This is a genomic window from Phocaeicola sp. (assembly GCF_057861905.1).
Genome location: NZ_DBMACV010000038.1, coordinates 1 through 17,946, shown reverse-complemented (window position 1 = coordinate 17,946; position 17,946 = coordinate 1). Strand labels below are relative to the sequence as shown.

The 17,946-nt window shown below is 43.2% G+C and carries 20 protein-coding genes; 1 reads left to right on the top strand and 19 read right to left on the bottom strand.

Going from position 1 to position 17,946, the window contains the following annotated elements; all coding sequences use genetic code 11:
• Positions 1-41 precede the first annotated feature (41 nt).
• The 16 genes from ACZM60_RS08790 to ACZM60_RS08715 form a co-directional block, all read right to left on the bottom strand.
• Entirely contained in the window at positions 42-920 is an 879-nt protein-coding gene (locus ACZM60_RS08790; protein WP_021971017.1) for a F0F1 ATP synthase subunit gamma, read from the bottom strand.
• Between the two features lie 5 nt (positions 921-925).
• The gene (gene atpA / locus ACZM60_RS08785; protein ID WP_021971016.1) at positions 926-2,518 is read right to left on the bottom strand and encodes a F0F1 ATP synthase subunit alpha; all 1,593 of its coding nucleotides are present in this window, start codon (positions 2,516-2,518) and stop codon (positions 926-928) included.
• Positions 2,519-2,569: 51 nt separating this feature from the next.
• Complete coding sequence (locus tag ACZM60_RS08780; protein WP_021971015.1) at positions 2,570-3,124, bottom strand: F0F1 ATP synthase subunit delta; 555 nt, start codon at positions 3,122-3,124, stop codon at positions 2,570-2,572.
• A 6-nt stretch (positions 3,125-3,130) separates the two neighbouring features.
• A complete protein-coding gene (atpF, locus tag ACZM60_RS08775) occupies positions 3,131-3,634 on the bottom strand; it encodes a F0F1 ATP synthase subunit B (protein WP_489521300.1) in 504 nt (167 codons plus the stop codon).
• A 14-nt stretch (positions 3,635-3,648) separates the two neighbouring features.
• Positions 3,649-3,903 (bottom strand): ATP synthase F0 subunit C, encoded by a 255-nt coding sequence (atpE, locus tag ACZM60_RS08770; RefSeq protein WP_021971013.1) that lies wholly within the window; start codon positions 3,901-3,903, stop codon positions 3,649-3,651.
• Between the two features lie 48 nt (positions 3,904-3,951).
• Positions 3,952-5,049 (bottom strand): F0F1 ATP synthase subunit A, encoded by a 1,098-nt coding sequence (atpB, locus tag ACZM60_RS08765; protein WP_340318566.1) that lies wholly within the window; start codon positions 5,047-5,049, stop codon positions 3,952-3,954.
• On the bottom strand, positions 4,970-5,458 hold the full coding sequence (locus tag ACZM60_RS08760) for a hypothetical protein (protein ID WP_340318567.1): 489 nt from the start codon (positions 5,456-5,458) through the stop codon (positions 4,970-4,972). The genes atpB and ACZM60_RS08760 overlap by 80 nt, the downstream gene beginning before the upstream one ends.
• 70 nt (positions 5,459-5,528) lie before the next feature.
• The gene (locus ACZM60_RS08755) at positions 5,529-5,774 is read right to left on the bottom strand and encodes a F0F1 ATP synthase subunit delta/epsilon (RefSeq protein WP_021971010.1); all 246 of its coding nucleotides are present in this window, start codon (positions 5,772-5,774) and stop codon (positions 5,529-5,531) included.
• Positions 5,775-5,791: 17 nt separating this feature from the next.
• The gene (gene atpD, locus ACZM60_RS08750) at positions 5,792-7,318 is read right to left on the bottom strand and encodes a F0F1 ATP synthase subunit beta (RefSeq protein ID WP_021971009.1); all 1,527 of its coding nucleotides are present in this window, start codon (positions 7,316-7,318) and stop codon (positions 5,792-5,794) included.
• A gap of 424 nt (positions 7,319-7,742) precedes the next feature.
• On the bottom strand, positions 7,743-8,153 hold the full coding sequence (locus ACZM60_RS08745) for a secondary thiamine-phosphate synthase enzyme YjbQ (RefSeq protein WP_021971008.1): 411 nt from the start codon (positions 8,151-8,153) through the stop codon (positions 7,743-7,745).
• A 15-nt stretch (positions 8,154-8,168) separates the two neighbouring features.
• Positions 8,169-9,356 carry an ABC transporter permease gene (locus tag ACZM60_RS08740; RefSeq protein ID WP_340318568.1) on the bottom strand — a complete coding sequence of 396 codons (1,188 nt, stop codon included), beginning with the start codon at positions 9,354-9,356 and terminating at the stop codon, positions 8,169-8,171.
• A 10-nt stretch (positions 9,357-9,366) separates the two neighbouring features.
• On the bottom strand, positions 9,367-10,011 hold the full coding sequence (locus ACZM60_RS08735; protein WP_021971006.1) for an ATP-binding cassette domain-containing protein: 645 nt from the start codon (positions 10,009-10,011) through the stop codon (positions 9,367-9,369).
• A gap of 6 nt (positions 10,012-10,017) precedes the next feature.
• Positions 10,018-11,556: a DUF4836 family protein gene (locus tag ACZM60_RS08730; RefSeq protein ID WP_489521299.1), complete on the bottom strand. Its 1,539-nt coding sequence runs from the start codon at positions 11,554-11,556 to the stop codon at positions 10,018-10,020.
• 12 nt (positions 11,557-11,568) lie between these two features.
• A complete protein-coding gene (locus tag ACZM60_RS08725) occupies positions 11,569-12,267 on the bottom strand; it encodes a 16S rRNA (uracil(1498)-N(3))-methyltransferase (RefSeq protein ID WP_489521298.1) in 699 nt (232 codons plus the stop codon).
• A 12-nt stretch (positions 12,268-12,279) separates the two neighbouring features.
• Positions 12,280-12,861 (bottom strand): bifunctional nuclease family protein, encoded by a 582-nt coding sequence (locus tag ACZM60_RS08720; RefSeq protein ID WP_021971003.1) that lies wholly within the window; start codon positions 12,859-12,861, stop codon positions 12,280-12,282.
• Positions 12,858-14,126, bottom strand: coding sequence for an MFS transporter (locus ACZM60_RS08715; protein ID WP_489521309.1), 1,269 nt, complete (start codon positions 14,124-14,126; stop codon positions 12,858-12,860). The genes ACZM60_RS08720 and ACZM60_RS08715 overlap by 4 nt, the downstream gene beginning before the upstream one ends.
• A gap of 135 nt (positions 14,127-14,261) precedes the next feature.
• On the opposite strand from ACZM60_RS08715, the gene ACZM60_RS08710 reads away from it, so the two are divergent.
• Positions 14,262-14,873, top strand: a complete 612-nt coding sequence (locus ACZM60_RS08710) for a hypothetical protein (RefSeq protein WP_489521297.1) — start codon at positions 14,262-14,264, stop codon at positions 14,871-14,873.
• Positions 14,874-14,983: 110 nt separating this feature from the next.
• Here ACZM60_RS08710 and ACZM60_RS08705 read toward each other — a convergent pair whose 3' ends face one another.
• From ACZM60_RS08705 to ACZM60_RS08695, 3 genes are all read right to left on the bottom strand, one after another.
• On the bottom strand, positions 14,984-16,009 hold the full coding sequence (locus ACZM60_RS08705; RefSeq protein WP_122116632.1) for a site-specific integrase: 1,026 nt from the start codon (positions 16,007-16,009) through the stop codon (positions 14,984-14,986).
• A 4-nt stretch (positions 16,010-16,013) separates the two neighbouring features.
• The gene (locus ACZM60_RS08700) at positions 16,014-17,021 is read right to left on the bottom strand and encodes a tyrosine-type recombinase/integrase (RefSeq protein WP_195658792.1); all 1,008 of its coding nucleotides are present in this window, start codon (positions 17,019-17,021) and stop codon (positions 16,014-16,016) included.
• The coding region (locus tag ACZM60_RS08695) for a site-specific integrase (RefSeq protein WP_489521296.1) at positions 17,014-17,946 on the bottom strand (933 nt) is incomplete at its 5' end. The genes ACZM60_RS08695 and ACZM60_RS08700, both read right to left, overlap by 8 nt.

The following is a 17,946-nucleotide window of genomic DNA, read 5'->3' as shown; positions in this document are numbered from 1 at the left end:
TTCCGGACAATCCCGATATTTTTTTATTTATGCTTTGACCGTTACGCCATCGTACCGCCGATAATATCGAGCAATTCGTTCGTAATAGCTTGCTGACGACTCTTGTTGTAAATCAGCGTAAGCTCCTGAATCAAATCGTTTGCGTTATCGGTTGCTATCTGCATTGCCATCGTACGGGCAGCGTGTTCTGCTGCATTCGAGTCAAGCAATACGGTATACATTTTCATACGTAATACTTTGGGCAACAATTCCTGCATCACCTTTTCTGCCGATGGTTCAATAATATAATCGGCCTGCATGCCTTTTTCCTGTTCTTCTTCAGCAGAAGTCTGGGCAAGATTAATAGGCAAATAGGTTTCACGTGTCAGTATCTGAGTAGATGTCGACTTAAAGTGGTTGTACAGCAATTCGACGTGCTGTATCTCACCGCTCACGAAACGATCCATCACTTCGGCAGCCAGATCGGAAGCCTCCTTGTAATTAGGCTTTCCGCTCATGTGCTGATAATCTCCCATCGGCGTTATACCTAACTTCTTTACGGCATCTGCGACTTTACGTCCCACCGGATATACAAGTATGTTTTCCTTTCCTACCTGCCGGATATACTCTTCAAGCATCTCAGACAAATGACGGATTATATTCACATTAAATCCACCGCACAGGCTACTGTTCGATGCAAATACCACAATGGCAATCTTCTTCACATCACGTTTCACGACGAAAGGTGACTCCACACTCAGCCCTGAATTCAGAAAGTTAGTAAGCATGTGATGCAGTCTTCGTTCGTAAGGAAGCATGTTCTCTATTGCCTCCTGAGCTTTATGCAGCTTCGAAGAGGCAACCATTTTCATCGCCGAAGTAATCTTCAGCGTTCCATTTATGGAGTTTATTCTTCCTTTTACTTCTTTCAGTGATGCCATGACGATTATTTTTCTTTAAATTGTCCGGCTGTTTCTGCCGCTACTTTTTCAATCAATGCTGTTACTTCATCGTTGATCTTACCACTTGCCAGTACATCGAGCACATCAGCCTGATGGTTGGCACGCATATTGGTAAGGAATGCGTCTTGGAATGCACGCACTTTACTGATAGGAATATCGCGCATCAAACTGTGGGTTCCACAATACAGAATAGCAATCTGCTCTCCTACCGGCATCGGTGAATACTGCGGCTGAATAAGCAACTGGTTGTTTTTACGTCCGCGGTCGATAGCCATTGCAGTTACAGGGTCCATATCGCTGCTGAACTTAGAGAAAGCTTCCAGCTCACGATACTGTGCCTGGTCTATCTTCAATGTTCCGGCCACCTTCTTCATACTCTTGATCTGTGCACTACCACCTACACGAGATACTGAAATACCTACGTTAATCGCAGGACGGAAGCCCTGGTTAAACAAGTCGGTTTCCAAGAATATCTGACCATCGGTAATAGAAATTACGTTTGTCGGGATATAAGCGGAAACGTCTCCGGCCTGTGTTTCGATGATAGGTAACGCTGTAAGCGAACCTCCGGCTTTAACTTTTCCCTTCAGGCTGGCAGGAAGATCGTTCATCTGTTCTGCAACTTCCTGCTGGCTGATGATTTTTGCAGCACGCTCCAGCAAACGAGAATGCAGATAGAAGATATCACCCGGATATGCTTCACGTCCTGACGGACGACGAAGAATCAAAGATACTTCACGGTATGCAACGGCCTGTTTTGAAAGGTCATCGTATACAACCAATGCATGACGACCGGTATCACGGAAGTATTCACCGATAGCAGCTCCGGCAAATGGAGCAAAATACTGCATGGCAGCAGGATCGGATGCCGTAGCAGCTACTACTACTGTATAATCCATTGCTCCCTTTTCACGCAATGCGTTTACAAGGCTGGCAACGGTAGAACCTTTTTGTCCTACGGCTACATAGATACAATATACCGGATTTCCTGCTTCATAATTAGCACGCTGGTTAATAATCGTATCGATAGCAATCGCTGTTTTTCCTGTCTGACGGTCACCGATAATCAACTCACGCTGTCCTCGTCCGATAGGAATCATGGCATCAATTGCTTTCAAACCAGTCTGCAAAGGCTCGGTTACAGGCTGACGGAAGATTACTCCCGGTGCCTTACGCTCCAGAGGCATTTCAAACAATTCGCCCCCTATCTCACCACGTCCGTCAAGAGGTACACCCAGAGGGTCAATCACACGTCCCAACATGCTTTCGCCTACATTAATAGAAGCGATACGTTTGGTACGCTTTACAATCATCCCCTCCTTAATCTGGTCTGTAGGACCCAAAAGCACAGCTCCTACATTATCCTCTTCCAGATTCATCACAGTACCCATGATACCGTTTTCAAACTGCAAAAGCTCGTTGGCTTCTGCATTGCGCAAGCCGTAGATACGTGCTACACCATCGCTGACCTGTAGTACCGTTCCCACTTCGTCAAACTTCAGTGAGTTGTCGATACCTTGCAACTGACGCAGCAGTACTTCCGATACTTCGCTGGGTTTTATTGTATTTTCTGGCATAACTTTTTAATTAAAAATGATAAATGAAGCAAATAATCTTTCTCCATTTACTTAAACAATTCTTCTGTTTCTCGCAATAAACTGTTGCTTAACGCGCTTTAACTGATTAGCCACACTGGCATCCAGGCGATAACCTTCCAGCTCAATAATATATCCTCCTATCAGTTCCGGATCGATATGTGTTTCCATCTCTACCTTTCCCTGAGTACGGCTTCCTATCAAGTCGACCAAATGCTCTTCCAGACGTTTGGAAGGTACGGCTGTAGTAAGCTTTCCCACGAGGATATTTTTATCTTCACGATACAAATCAATATACGACCACAACATGAATTGCAAGAATTTTTCTCTTCTTTCATCGAGTACCAAAGCGAAGAAACGCATCAACTCCTCACTGACGTCCTTGCCTCCCGATGCTTCACGTAATAATTCACATTTACGTTTAGCGTCAAGTACCGGATTTTCTATGGCCCGACGCAAATCGGGGACATTCACGTAATTGGCAGCAAGTGTTTTTACCTCTTCATATACCCGATCTTCTACCTTTTGCCCTTCAGCATATGCCAACAAGGCTTTTGCGTAACGCATAGAAACAACTCCTGTATTCATGGTACGTTATTTTTTAGTAGATTCGATCATTTCATCAAGTATGCGGTCAATAAGTTCTTCCTGTTCCTTGGCATCAGCAAGTTTGTTTCGCATAATTTTCTCGGCAATGCCAACAGAAAGTACTGCGACCTGACGGCGGATATCGCGAATCGCACTTTCCTTTTCCGTTTCAATCTGTTTCTTGATTTCAGCCATCAAGCGATTTCCTTCGGCAATTGCACGATTCTGCGCATCTTTAACAATACAATCGCGCGTAGCAGCTGCTTCGGCAAGGATACGTGCCTGCTCTTCGTGTGCCTGAGCAAGTACCTTTTCACCCTCAGCCTTTACGTTTGCCAATTGTTCATTGGCTTCACGAGCAGCTTTCAGCGAGTTATCAATATATGCTTTCCGGTCCTCTACCATCTTAATGATTACCGGGAAGCCGTACTTTGCCAAGACAAAGAATACGACTCCAAAGACGATAATCATCCAAAACAGTAGCCCCGGATCCGGAGTTAATAATCCCATAAACTAATGTTTTATTATAAGAATAATGTCAACAAACAAACAACGATGGCAATCAAGGCAACACCTTCTACCAATGCAGCTGCAATAATCATGTTCATACGCAGATCACCAGAAGCTTCCGGCTGGCGAGCCATAGCTTCCATTGCCGATCCACCGATACGACCGATACCAATACCTGCACCCAATACTGCGATACCTGCGCCAATAGCAGCACCTAACTTACTAATACCAACTCCTGCAGCAGCCTGCAATAAAACTGACAATAACATAATCTTTTAATTTTTTAAATGGTTATACTTTTATTTCTTATTTTTTTGTTATGCTTCGTGACTCTTTACGCGCGACAATCCGATGAAGACAGCCGACAACATGGTGAACACGTAAGCCTGAATGAATGCAACCAGAATTTCCAATGCATCCATAAATATACCGAATGCAACGGCAACTACCGTCATTGAGCCATTAATAACAGGACCCGCTTTCACTGTAATGAAGATAATTGCAATCAAGCTCAATACAGCAGCATGTCCCGCCATGATATTGGCAAAAAGACGAATCATCAAAGCAAACGGCTTTGTAAAGATACCAAAGAATTCAATCAACGGCATCATAGGAACCGGAGCCTTCAACCAAGTTGGAACATCCGGCCAGAATATCTCCTTCCAATATTCCTTTGTACCATAAATATTGGTGAGCAAAAATGTTATAAGCGCCAGCACCATTGTAATGGCAATGTTACCTGTCACATTCGCTCCTCCCGGAAATATAGGAATCAATCCCATCAAATTATTTACCAGCACAAAGAAAAAAGCTGTCAGCAAATAAGGAGCATATCGTTTATAGTCCTTACCGATACAGCCTTTAATCACATCATCGTATATCATCAGGATCAGTGCTTCCATCATACCTACACCACCACGGGGAGCTCCTTGCTCAACCGGATGTTTCTTGTACCAGCGTACGCAACTCATCATGATGATAAGCAGTACTGCACTGTTGATAAACAATCCCATTACATTCTTTGTAATAGAAATATCCAACGGACGGACCTCTTCACCAGCAGCATTGCGTTCTACGATTTTACCGTCGTACGCTCCGCCACGTGCAATGTACAGTCCTTCATATTCCCCTTCTTCCAGACGAGAAGAACAAAATACATGCCAGCCTGTACTACTATGCACAATTACTGGCAAAGGAATACTTACAACAGTATTGCCCAATGTAGCTATATGCCATTCATAAGCATCGCCAATATGCCCGAAAACCAATTCGTTCACATTTACATCTCCTTCCTTGTTTTCTACGGAAGAAGTAGCAGCAGCGACTGCCGTCGAATCAGCATTTTGCGCCATCAGCATTCCCGTCGTCCCCATCAACAGAAGCAGAAACAGTGCTATGTACCGTATTTTTTTCATTGTTTACTTTTTTACTATTTTTCAGTTTCGTTTCAAACCAGAGGAAAAAGCGAGTTTCAAATATCAGAAATGCAAAGAAGAAAAACACATAAGTCAGCATGAAAGCCACGACTTCATGTCCGATAAAGAATGCATAAGCAACCAGTATCAAGGCACTTAAAATGAATTTCAATACTTTACACGACAAGTAACACATCACCAGTTTTTCCAGTCCCATACGATAGTAGAACGAAAACATTTCTATGTAAAACAAACCAAACAGATAAAAGAATATCGGAATAGCCGGGAACCACAAAAAATACCGTTCTGGTATAAATATATGATACACTACAGCCACTAAAGCTGTCAATACGACTCCGATAAGAGTCAACTCTCTGATAAACTTTTTTCTGATGGTTAACAAGAACATAGTATCATGCAGTTTTTCTCAATTGGAAAACTACCAAAAACATTTAGGTTCTACGCCCGCCGTACTTTTCTCAAAGTTCGACACAGACTGATATCTGGTTATTGTTTATGTCGGCAAAACCTCCTGCGACTTCTAAAGTCTGAGTTTCTGTTCCCGACGTATAACTCAATTTTCCCGCCACGAGTGACGAAATAATAGGTGCGTGATTCACCAGTACCTGAAACTCTCCCAGTTCTCCCGGAAGGGTCACCTGCGATACTTTCCCGTCGAATAACATACGCTCGGGGGAAACGATAACTAAATGCATTTCTTTCATAATTCGTTGAGTTTTCTTTACCCTTTGGCAGCTTCAAGCAATTTCTTTCCTTTTTCGATTGCGTCTTCTATGGTACCCACATTCAGGAAAGCCTGTTCAGGCAGATAGTCGACTTCACCGTCCAGAATCATCTTGAATCCCTTGATGGTATCTTCTATAGAAACCATAACACCCGGAACTCCCGTAAACTGTTCGGCTACGGCAAACGGCTGAGAGAGGAATCGCTGAACTCGACGAGCACGGTTTACAGTCAGACGGTCTTCGTCCGAAAGTTCATCCATACCCAAAATAGAAATAATATCCTGCAACTCCTTATTACGCTGAAGAATCTGTTTTACACGCTGAGCTGTTTCATAATGTTCCTTGCCGACAATCAGCGGATCAAGGATACGAGAAGTAGATTCCAGCGGATCTACAGCCGGATAAATACCTAATTCCGTAATCTTACGGCTCAATACGGTAGTAGCATCCAAGTGCGTAAAAGTAGTAGCCGGAGCCGGGTCGGTCAAGTCATCGGCCGGTACGTATACAGCCTGTACAGAAGTAATAGAACCATTCTTGGTAGAAGTGATTCGTTCCTGCATCTGTCCCATTTCTGTTGCCAGTGTTGGCTGATAACCTACCGCAGAAGGCATACGTCCCAGCAAAGCCGAAACTTCAGAACCTGCCTGAGTAAAACGGAATATATTATCAATAAAGAAAAGGATATCACGCGGACCATTCTCACCTGTCTGACGATCACGGAACGATTCTGCAAGAGTCAGACCAGACAATGCTACAGACTGACGTGCACCAGGAGGTTCATTCATCTGTCCAAACACCATGGCAACCTGTGATTTCTCCACTTCCGAATAATCCACCTTCGACAAGTCCCAGTTTCCTTCTTCCATACTCTTCAGGAACTCATCGCCGTAGCGGATAACTCCAGACTCAATCATTTCACGCAGCAAGTCGTTACCCTCACGAGTACGTTCTCCTACGCCGGCAAAAACAGAGAAACCGTTGTGCTTTTTGGCGATATTGTTGATCAACTCCTTGATAAGTACGGTTTTTCCAACGCCCGCACCACCAAACAATCCAATTTTACCACCTTTCAGATAAGGTTCCAAAAGGTCAATAACCTTAATACCTGTGAAAAGGACTTCCTGTGTCGTAGCCAGGTCTTCAAATTTAGGCGGTTCACGATGGATAGGGAAACCTCCCGTTTTATCCAGTTCTTTCATACCGTCTATCGTTTCACCGACAACGTTCATTACTCGTCCCTTAATTTGAGGACCAACAGGCATTGTAATAGCCTGTCCGGTAAGCATGACTTCCATTCCACGCTGCAATCCATCCGTACTGTCCATTGCTACGGTACGCACAGTATCTTCACCGATATGCTGCTGCACTTCCACTACCAACGTACGACCATCATTTCTTTTGATCGTCATCGCATCGTGAATTTTCGGCAAAGCATGCTCCGCATCCACGCCGTCGAATTTGAATCGAACATCGACAACCGGACCGATTACCTGCGAAATGTGTCCAACGATTTTTGACATAAGCTTAATCTTTTATTTTATAATTAAAAGTTCGTTTTGTAGTCCTGAAAAATCTACTCTTTTATGTTTTTCGCAATAGTTTAATGTTTAACTATTCCGTATGGCAAATTTATACAATAATCTGCCAACAGTGTACTCCTAAGTAACATTTTTTAGCCCTAAAACCATGTTTTCTGACACAAATCAAGCTATTTTGAACAGGTCTTTTTACACTATAAGACATCTATAAACATTTGTTCACATATAATACCCTGGCTTGGTTTTCCTTCCTTTTTTCTCGACATTAGTAAACAAACGAACTATATTACACAAAAAAGATATCCCGACAAAACATAGTCTGTCGGGATATCCATAAAAACTTCATTACAAATGCAAAAACTTATTCTACGGGCAATTTTCGTCCACGCCACAGATGCAACAGGATTCATCCTATCAGCGTTGCAACAATTTTACGAGGCCCGCCATAATCCCGGAACTCGCAGAGATATATTCCCTGCCATGTTCCCAGATTCAGTCTTCCGTTTGTCACAGGAATCGTAAGCGAAACCCCTGTCAGGCTGCATTTGGCATGGCTTGGCATATCATCACTTCCTTCGTCTGTATGCTGATAATAACTTTCATTTTCAGGTATCAGGCGATTGTATATCCGTTCCATATCACCGCGAACTGAAGGGTCATAATTTTCATTGATGCTGAGCGCGCAACTGGTATGCTTCACAAAGAGATTCAGCAGGCCTGTTTCCGGCAAAGCAGGCAGATGCTTCAACACTTCTTCTGTTATCAGATGAAATCCTCTGGAACGAGCCTTTAGCGTAAATTCTACTTGTTGTATCATCTGTATTCCTCCCTCTTATTTTCTCAGCCAGATAGCATTTATCTTGCGACGTATGATTAAAATATTCAAAGCCGATACTCCTATAAAGATTATAACACCCGTCACGACAGCAGGAAGCACACTGCCACTTCCGGCATCAGGGTATAAATTCATGACAGTATCCAGATAAAGCGAACGAACAACCATTACCGCTACAATTCCCAACGCCAGCACAACAAGATTCAATACAATGGTCAGTAACTGATATGGGCGTGCTACACGTGCAGGGCTGTAACCTATCAACAATAAGTTTTCCAGCTTCGTAGAATTTTTCTGCAACAACAGATAGATACTCAATATCAATATGTAGAACGAAAGTACACTGATAAGCAGTCCTACCGACAATACTATGCCAATCACCACCTTCAGAAACCAACTTGCCTTACCGGCATCAAGGCTGTTTCCTTCAGTTTCATATCCCTTTTGCTGGAAGAATTTGGCAATCCGTTCATCCGTCGGATTATTCACCTCCACAATCAGGCGTGAAGGCTCAACCTTCTCCCCGGTTCCATAGGCGGCATTTGCCCAGTTAATAAACGTTTCCGGTACCAGAATTGTATTCAGCCTATTCGAAAAGCCCACGATATTTCCCTTCAACTGCTTTACCTGACCGTTACCCATAATACGGATATCCAAGTTCACCATTCCCATGACACCTTCCGAAAGCTGAGGAAGATTCCGGCTCTGCGCAAAGCCGAAATTATACAAGTTCAGGTAATTACGCGGGATAATGATAGGCACCACATCCGACGACGGATCAAACTTCCATTTATCCAATTTCACATCAACAAACTCATCGGGCACAGACTCGAAAAACATATCGGTAGACATGCGTATTCCCTGCATTCCCATACCGGCAGAGACCTTAAATTGCGACGGAAGAAAACGTCCTACGTTCTTGGTAAACGGCTGTTCCTCTATTTCTGCGATATCACCTGCTGAGAAAGTACTGCTCTTTCCCACAATAGCTCCCAGCGTACTAACCTTCTTACTAAGGATTACAAAATCTTTTTTAATAAAGCTATCTCCCTGAGTAAACACGGGCAATACATCCCGATAGAACTGTATACCCAGCAAAACGATAATCATGCCACACAAATTGGCAAGGAAAAATCCAGCCAGTTGCGACACACTGATATGTTGTCTTAATAATTTCCAAACCATAACTCCATGTTTATAAAGAAAGTACCCTGTCGTAGTTCAGCGGAAGATGCTTTCCGATAGATGTAACGATTATACCTGCTCCCTGCTTGCCAGCTTCTTCCTGCAAAATCTCAGCCATCACCTTTCCGTTTCCGTCATCCAAATGGCTGACAGGCTCGTCCAGAAAAATAAAATCGAAAGGCTGACACAATGCGCGGACAAAGGCAACTCGCTGCTGCTGCCCGAAAGACATTTTTCCAATCCGCTGGTTCCATTTGTCGGCTATGCCCAGGCGCGAGAACCACTCCTCCACCTGATTACGCTTACAATGCCCCGTCAGAGAATTTTTCAACTGTATATTCTCCCATGCGGTAAGTTCCGGGAAAAGGCGCAACTCCTGAAACAACATACTCAGCGAGCGCTTTCTGATTTCCACCCAACGACTGACCGGATAGTTTTTCACATTCTCCCCGTCAAAGCAAATGATACCCTGATAATCCTTTCGATACCCGTAGATAAAACTACAGAGGGAAGACTTACCCGTACCCGAAACGGCTTCCACCAGATAAGTCTTCCCCCGCTGAAATGCGACCTGACGATGCCACACATCAGAGATAATGCTATCTCTGCCGGAAAACACTTCCGGCAGAGTTTGTTGTAATTCTATTGTTTCCATTCTTCCTTAATTAAAAGCCTCCAGCAAGGACTGAAGGATATTTTTATCCTTATCGGTTGTTACAAGCTCCAGATGAGCAGACTTACAGTCGGCCGACTCTATTGTCATATAATCCAGACAACCCAATGCACCGACAGCCGAAGCATACTGATTATTGCTGCCAAGCAACTGCTTTGCCTGAGCTGTAACCGATGCGAAATTCATTCCGACAAAACATCTCTTGCCAGCCACTTTCTTGCCCCACGCACAATCTCTCAGTGACAAGCCCGAAACCCGTGCATCCACCAGATTGGCATCATTGGTAAAATACAGGCGATTGTTTCTCACGCCGAACCAGAAACTTACAACACCCGGACGCATTCCCAGCATCTGACCGTCCTGCATACGGAATTCATAATCGTTGGCACCACGGTTCAACAGCTGCATTTGTCCGTTGGTCATAGCCAAAAGCGGCTTCAAGTCCTCGAATGTCTGCAAGAACTCACTGTTTGTCACATCAGCATAGGCGATGAACCCGTTCTGCAAAGGATTCGTCAGAGCAACAGCCATATCGCCTTTGATGGAACTGAAAATAGCCTTGAAATCAATCGGCATGATGGAGCTCTCGAACTGCTGGCGGACCGTTGCATTTTCACACAACAAATCGTATATTTTTCCACCATCCATATTCCCGGTCATCCAGAAGAATGTATTGGCAGGGAAAGCATCCAGATAAGTTCCTTTCACCGGATTGGTAGCCTGCAACTGTTTTTCCGTCATCGCATTCACCAGCTTATCCGTCGTCATGTCCTTCACATCCATTACAACCTTCCCTTTTTCAAAGTTCACAGCCGAAAGGTATTTTACATCCTTCAAATTCATGCTGGCAGAAGTTCCCATTGTAAGAGGAGCTACATACTCGCTTGGAATCCAGTCGAGGGAAGTCAACAGTACAATATCCCCCTTCGTTTCCTTCATATGCTGAAAGTCGGAAGTCGCAGCAAAACCGTCTTTTTCAGTTTGACGGAGCAACATCGAAGCCGAATGAAGCATATCTTTTGCCTGTCCTCCCTTCAGGTCGAGCATAGCAAGGAAGGCATCATCCGTATATGCAACCAATACATTACCCATTGCCGTCCACATACAACCGTCAGCTTCCACAGGCTTTTCGCATACCTGCTGGTCGTGCAAAGCTTTCAGCAAGTCTTCCAGTTTTCCATCATCCGACACACGCATGACCAGTCCTGTAGACACACCGCCCGACCCGACAAAATAATATACCTTTTCCGTCAGGTCAAGTCCGCTTTCCGAAGGATCCTTTGTCACCTTGTCTATAAGTTCACCGGCACCTTCTGCCCCGCTTTTCAATGCATTGCTCAACCGTGCAACCACCGGTGCTCCTTTATCACTACTCAGTCCGCTTTTATCGGCCATCGACACCAGGTCGACCGACACCACTACTGCTGCATCCTTCGGAAGAACATTTTCATAAACATTTTTCTTGCTGCACGATGCCAGCAGCATAACCGTCGCCAGCAGGCAGCCAATTAATACGTTCCGATTCATAATCTTCGTATGTTAACTATTAAACAAATTCATAGTATGTACCGCCACCAGTGCCGCCGTTTCCGTCCGCAGGCGCGATTTACCCAGACTGACGGGCTGGAATCCCAGCAATTCTGCCTTTTCGACTTCCTCACGGCTGAAATCTCCTTCGGGACCAATCAGCACGACAGCATCCTCACCCGGCTTCAGCACATCCTTCAGCAAGGGCTTTTCTCCCTCGTAACAGTGAGCGATAAACTTCTGCCCGCTGAATTCCCGCTGCATGAAACGCCCGAAATCTTCCATTTCGTTGACAATCGGTTTCCGTGCCTTGAGCGACTGCTTTACTGCCGAAACTACAATTTTCTCTATACGTTCAGTTTTTATGACCTTGCGTTCCGAGTACCGGCAGTTCAAGAAACTAAGCTCGTCAAATCCGATTTCGGTAGCTTTCTCCACGAACCACTCTATACGATCCATATTCTTCGTAGGCGCCATAGCCAGATGAAGATGCCCCTTCCAGAAAGGTTCCTGAGGAATGGTTTCCGTTACTTTCACCTGACAGCGTTTGCCGGTTGCCGCACTGATAACAGCCCGGTAGAAATATCCCTTACCATCGGTCAGCATCACCTCGTCGCCTACCGTCAGGCGCAATACACGCAGGCAATGTCCGGCTTCCTCTTCAGGAAGTTCCGGATTTACAGCGATGTCCGGAGTATAAAAAACATGCATATCTTTCTATTATTATGGTTGATTTGTATTCTTTCCTTTGCCCTCACGTTTTCTGATTTCATCGCGCAGTTGCGATGCACGTTCGTAGTCCTCTTGCTCTACCGCCTCTGCCATCGCCTTTTTCAGCGATTCCAAATCGATGGTATTGACCGAAACCGTATATGTTGAGCCGTCGGGAGAAATATTGCGCAACTGCTCTTTTTCCAGAATATCTTCATAGACATACAGCGGAAACTTCTTTCGGAGTGCCAGAGATATGACATCCGTAGTCCGGGCGTCCACCTGAAATTCCGTTCCGTCTTCGCGTTGCACATACAAGTACGAGCTATAGATACCGTCTTTCACCTCATAAATCAGCCCTTTGACCGGCGTCAGTCCGCCTTCCTTCATTACAGCCAGCATCAAATCGTGCGTAAACGGACGCGGAGGAGTGTACGACATCTGCCCCATCTTGATAGCCTGCGCTTCCTGCTTCCCTATAATCAGAGCCAGCTTGCGGAAGTGTCCGCCAAGTTCTTCGAGCACCAGTGCAAAGGAGTCCGAAGGCTTGAGTACCGCAGACATATCCAAAACTTTTATTTCTATCTCATTCATTTTTCAGGAACTTCATGTTTATATTTAAAAACAATGCTGAACATAATAGCCACTACCAGCGCATAGGCTGCAAAGATAAACCACGCATGGCTCCATCCGGCAACTTGCGGTTCGGTACTGCCGAAGTCGACAAACTGATTGACCACCCACTGAGCACTCAAAGTTCCAATTGTAGCTCCCAGTCCGTTAGTCATTATGATAAACAATCCCTGCGCGCTGGAACGTACGGTTATATCCGTTTCCTTATCAACATACAGCGAACCCGAAACATTGAAGAAGTCGAATGCCACACCATATACAATCATGGAAAGAATAAACATCCATACTCCCGATCCCGGATTACCAAGTCCGAAGAGTCCGAAGCGCAATACCCATGCAATCATGGCAATCAGCATAACCTTTTTAATGCCGAAACGTCCCAGGAAGAAAGGAATCAGCAAGATACAGCACGTTTCGCTTATCTGAGAAAGCGAAATCAGCAGATTGGCATGCTGCACGCCAAAAGTATCGGCATATTCAGGTATCGAACCGAAACTGGTGATAAACGGATTGGCAAAGCCGTTGGTTATCTGCAAAGAAACGCCCAGCAGCATCGAAAAAATAAAGAAAATAGCCATCTTACGCTCACGGAACAGCAAGAAAGCCTTCAGTCCCAAAGCCTCAACCAGCGATTTCCGCTGTCCGTCTCCGCCACGGCTGACCGGACACTGAGGCAAGGTGTTGGCATATACTGCCAGAATAACACCCCAAGCAGCACATGTAAAGAACTGCATGTAGTTATCCTGAAATTTAAACAAGTCGACCAGCCACATGGAACAGATAAATCCGATTGTTCCACATGTACGAATCGGAGGAAATGCCTTGATGGTATCCAGTCCTACCTTGTCGAGCGCCGTATATGCCACAGAGTTTGACAGCGCAAGCGTAGGCATATAAAATGCAACACTCATGGAATAAAACGCAAACAGTACCGGAAACGAAACAGCATCGCCTGCCGTCATTCCGTAATATCCCGCTCCTACCATAAACAGGGCGGCAAGCAGATGGCTCAACCCCAGCAAACGCTGCGCCGGAACCCAACGGTCGGCAATGATACCCAGTATGGCCGGCATAAACAGCGAAACGATACCCTGCATGGCATAAAATATTCCAATATGGCTACCCAGACCAATTTTGGTCAGATAAGTACCCATAGACGTAAGATAAGCTCCCCATACAGCAAACTGCAGGAAGTTCATAATGATCAGTCGAATCTTGATATTCATAGTTTTCATATATTAGTTGCATACAAAGGGTTTATGCACCCTCTATCAAAAATTAAACAAATATACAAAATCTTTAGGTAATAACAAAGCCCCAGCTTGTGAAAGTCGGGGCTTTGTGCGTAAAAAACAGAAGGTGTGCATTTTGACACACCTTCTTTTATTTTTGATTTGAAAAGAGCCGAAGTAAAGGGGCCAATATTGCAATTTCAATCTACAATTTTCGACAAAGATGATGTAAAAAAGTTGTTACTTACATTAAATAAAGCTTGTGGGGATTCTGGATTAAAAGAAGATTTATTATCAAAGACTTTTGATGTGTGGTGGCCCAATTTGAAAGATTCTTTAGATGCGATAAAAGGGGAATCTTCAGAGGAGGAAAAACCTTCAACAGACAAAAGTTTTAGGAATGAAATGTTAGAAGAAATTTTAGAGCTATCAAGGACGAATCAAAAATTGTTACGTTCTCCTGAAGTTCTTTTTCCTCCAGAGTATATAGAATTTATTATAAGAGAGCGAATTGATAAGGAGATATCCGAAAAAGACCGAAATTTAGTTGAAGAGCAACGTCATATTACTATGGAGTTGAAGCATCGGATAATGCAAATACGAGATTTATTGGAGATATATAGGAATGAAAAGAAATTTGTTGACGAAGATTTTTACATGAATATGCGTAGATTGATAGATTTGTTCCAGCATCAACAAATGTTAATAGAACAAACTAATAGGATATTCAGAAGAAAATAATATTGTTAAAAAAGAATGTTATCTATGCAATTTAAATGATTTTATCAAACCAATAAGTGTAGATAACATTCTTTACGACATATATTGATTTCAATAAGTATGCAAAACTTCTACTTGGAGAGATTTTTTAACCAGATCTTAAGTTCTTGGTCTTTTTCCCACGAACATTCTGTTATATCGTTTGGTATCATATTAACATAAGCTGATTCCAAGGCTTCTCTTTTTTGTTTAGAATCAGCCCGAGCATATATTTCAGTCGTTTGTATAGATATATGTCCTAAAATATCACGAATATAGACCAAATTTACACCAGCTTGTAACAAGTGCATAGCTTTACTGTGCCGTAAAGTATGCGGGCTTATTTTTTCCGGTATAAGTTCCGGATTTTGTATTCGGGCGTGATTAATATAATTGTTCAAGATATAAGATATGCCAGAGTTTGTCAGCTTTCTGCCACAACTGTTAAAGAAAAGAGGTCTTTGATTAAAACCGGACAGGTCTAAACGATTCTCTTCCATATAACTGCGTAACAAATTCACTTGTTCGTCTTGTAAAGGGACAATTCTTTTTTTGCGTCCTTTACCAAATAAGGTGACATGACAAGGCTTTTCCAATTTCAAAGATGCGGGCGTCAAGTCTATTAATTCTTGTACTCTGGCTCCACTATCATAGAGCAGGGATATCAAAGCTAAGTCCCGCCGTCCTTTTTTCGTGTTGATTGGTATTTGTGCCAATAAAAGCCTAATACCATCTATGCTGAGATAATTGACACTTCTTTTTTCATGTGTTTTTACCTTGATGGATAATATCTCTTGCCATTGTTCCAGACGCTTTACATCCTCATATTGCATATACGTACAAAAAGAACGTAAAGCCGCCAATCTTTGATTTCTTGTCGCGTTACTTGATTTTTTCGTGTCTTGTAACCAATCAAGGAAGTTTAAAACCGTTTTTCTGGTAATATGTTCCAATCTAAGATTATCAGCCTTTATGTTTGCCTGTTCGTCCAAAAAGTTTAACAGCAAGCTAAATGATTCGCTGTATGACCGTATGGTATTAGGGCTTACGCCCCTTTCTCCAATAAGGTACTCTGTGAAAAAGGCCGTTAAATGCTTTGCAAAATCTGTTGTTCTCATAAGCCTATATGTTTGAATCTGTTATTACGTTCATTTCAGGATATACAAACCGTGTTATGGTAGTTTGTTTCAATAAAATATCGGGAAACATATCTTGTGTCAGGCGTACGTAGGTTTCAGTCCCTTTCAACGTCTTATGCCCCAAGAAGACCGACAAAAGGGGAAGCGCACAATATATGTCCATTCCTTCTTGCACCATCTTTGCAAGGGAATGGACGGCAAAAGTATGTCTGAGACTATGTATGCAGGCTCCGCCGGAACGGTTGCTTGAACAGGGTATATTGCATTTTTCCAACACTTTCTTGAAACCGCTCAAAACTGTGCAAGAAGACAACGGTCGTCCTGACGGAGATATTAACAGGAACTTGTCCGGGGCATCAACATCTGGCAAGGGTATCTTGTTGCGATATTCCAAATACTGTTGTAGAACCTTGGACAGGGAGCCGCTTAAAGGAATAAGCCTTTCCATCTTGTTCTTTGTCTTCCGAATAATGATGCAATTCCTTCTCAAATCAACATCCCGGTTCCTAATGGATATGGCTTCTCCGATTCTAATCCCTGTAGCATATAAAATTCTATATAAAGTAGGTAATGCAAAAAGATTACAATATATATTATGACTATACATCCTTTGCTTGTCACAGGTTTCAAATATGTCCTGTATCTGCCCACGGGTAAACACATAAGGAGTAAAATCCGAATATTCCTTCTTTGGTAACTTGGGTACATAGCATTCTTTTCCTATGTGGCATAAGTATAGGCAAAACTGCCGGAACATGGACACCTTGTCATAGAGGGTTTTCTTTTTATCATGTATGCGGGTGCACTTCCATGCATCAATCATGCTTTTAGTTATGAACACATCCCTGATGTTGCTATTAACGAAGAACTTGTCAAACTCCAAGAGCATCCACTTTATCCGTCCAATGTCGGAAACCTGACTCTCTTTCATCGCAAGAAAATCCTTAAAATAAGGAGCGAACACGCTTTGATATATGAATTGTTCAGACATAGAACAAACCTCCTTTCTGTGTGTAGAAATCGGATGGGACATCCGGGACTTCAAGGACACATTTCATCAAACCATCAATGTCTATCCGAAGATAGCTCATTGTCGTTTGTGTAGTTTTGTGTCCCAATGTTTCAGAAATGACGGGCAGTGATACGCCATTACGCAATAGCTGGCTGGCTAAAGTATGTCTCATTGCGTGAGGGCCTTTTTTTCTATCCCGTGTATCTATTCTTGAATGACAGATAATCTTTCTGACCGATAAGGAAACTACCGCCCCATTCACAGGATTATATGGGGCTAAAGAGGATAGGAATATCTGTTTGGAAGAAGAACTCGGTCTGCCATATCTCACATAATTGATGATAGCTTCTCCCACATCCTTTAAGAGCGGTAATTCTATTTCACGTTTAGTCTTGTACTGTATCAGGCGGATAATGTTTCTATCCCAATCTAAATTACTGAATTGTAATCCGGCAATATCGGAGGAACGTAGTCCTAACCGTGTCGCTAATAGGAGCATGGCATAATCTCGTTTTCCTACAGGAGTGGATTGATTTACCGAAGATTCTATTTGCAAGACTTCTTCACAAGTGTATGTTGACGGTAGTTTTTCTTTTACAAGATAACGGTTTCTTCCTATCACATAATCAATATTCTTATTGATAAGCTTTTGTTCGTACAGGTAATGACAAAATGCACGCATCGTTGCCAATACTCTTTGTTTACTGTTTTGGCTGGAAGATATAAAAGTTAGCACATCATCCTCACCTATATCTGAGATGCGGAATACATTCCTCAAAGACAAATGCCTGAGAAAATAACTAAACACATGTTCGTAGCCATCTATCGTTTTAGGAGATAGTCTTTGTTCTTCCAAGAGATGAAGGTATTTTGTCATAATGCCTCCTATTTCTCCTGAGAATTT

Bases quoted from the DNA above. Each gene is read 5' to 3' on its own strand.
- ACZM60_RS08790 (WP_021971017.1), bottom strand. From the start codon at position 920: ATGGCATCACTGAAAGAAGTAAAAGGAAGAATAAACTCCATAAATGGA.
- atpA (WP_021971016.1), bottom strand. From the start codon at position 2,518: ATGCCAGAAAATACAATAAAACCCAGCGAAGTATCGGAAGTACTGCTG.
- ACZM60_RS08780 (WP_021971015.1), bottom strand. From the start codon at position 3,124: ATGAATACAGGAGTTGTTTCTATGCGTTACGCAAAAGCCTTGTTGGCA.
- atpF (WP_489521300.1), bottom strand. From the start codon at position 3,634: ATGGGATTATTAACTCCGGATCCGGGGCTACTGTTTTGGATGATTATC.
- atpE (WP_021971013.1), bottom strand. From the start codon at position 3,903: ATGTTATTGTCAGTTTTATTGCAGGCTGCTGCAGGAGTTGGTATTAGT.
- atpB (WP_340318566.1), bottom strand. From the start codon at position 5,049: ATGAAAAAAATACGGTACATAGCACTGTTTCTGCTTCTGTTGATGGGG.
- ACZM60_RS08760 (WP_340318567.1), bottom strand. From the start codon at position 5,458: ATGTTCTTGTTAACCATCAGAAAAAAGTTTATCAGAGAGTTGACTCTT.
- ACZM60_RS08755 (WP_021971010.1), bottom strand. From the start codon at position 5,774: ATGAAAGAAATGCATTTAGTTATCGTTTCCCCCGAGCGTATGTTATTC.
- atpD (WP_021971009.1), bottom strand. From the start codon at position 7,318: ATGTCAAAAATCGTTGGACACATTTCGCAGGTAATCGGTCCGGTTGTC.
- ACZM60_RS08745 (WP_021971008.1), bottom strand. From the start codon at position 8,153: ATGATACAACAAGTAGAATTTACGCTAAAGGCTCGTTCCAGAGGATTT.
- ACZM60_RS08740 (WP_340318568.1), bottom strand. From the start codon at position 9,356: ATGGTTTGGAAATTATTAAGACAACATATCAGTGTGTCGCAACTGGCT.
- ACZM60_RS08735 (WP_021971006.1), bottom strand. From the start codon at position 10,011: ATGGAAACAATAGAATTACAACAAACTCTGCCGGAAGTGTTTTCCGGC.
- ACZM60_RS08730 (WP_489521299.1), bottom strand. From the start codon at position 11,556: ATGAATCGGAACGTATTAATTGGCTGCCTGCTGGCGACGGTTATGCTG.
- ACZM60_RS08725 (WP_489521298.1), bottom strand. From the start codon at position 12,267: ATGCATGTTTTTTATACTCCGGACATCGCTGTAAATCCGGAACTTCCT.
- ACZM60_RS08720 (WP_021971003.1), bottom strand. From the start codon at position 12,861: ATGAATGAGATAGAAATAAAAGTTTTGGATATGTCTGCGGTACTCAAG.
- ACZM60_RS08715 (WP_489521309.1), bottom strand. From the start codon at position 14,126: ATGAATATCAAGATTCGACTGATCATTATGAACTTCCTGCAGTTTGCT.
- ACZM60_RS08705 (WP_122116632.1), bottom strand. From the start codon at position 16,009: ATGAGAACAACAGATTTTGCAAAGCATTTAACGGCCTTTTTCACAGAG.
- ACZM60_RS08700 (WP_195658792.1), bottom strand. From the start codon at position 17,021: ATGTCTGAACAATTCATATATCAAAGCGTGTTCGCTCCTTATTTTAAG.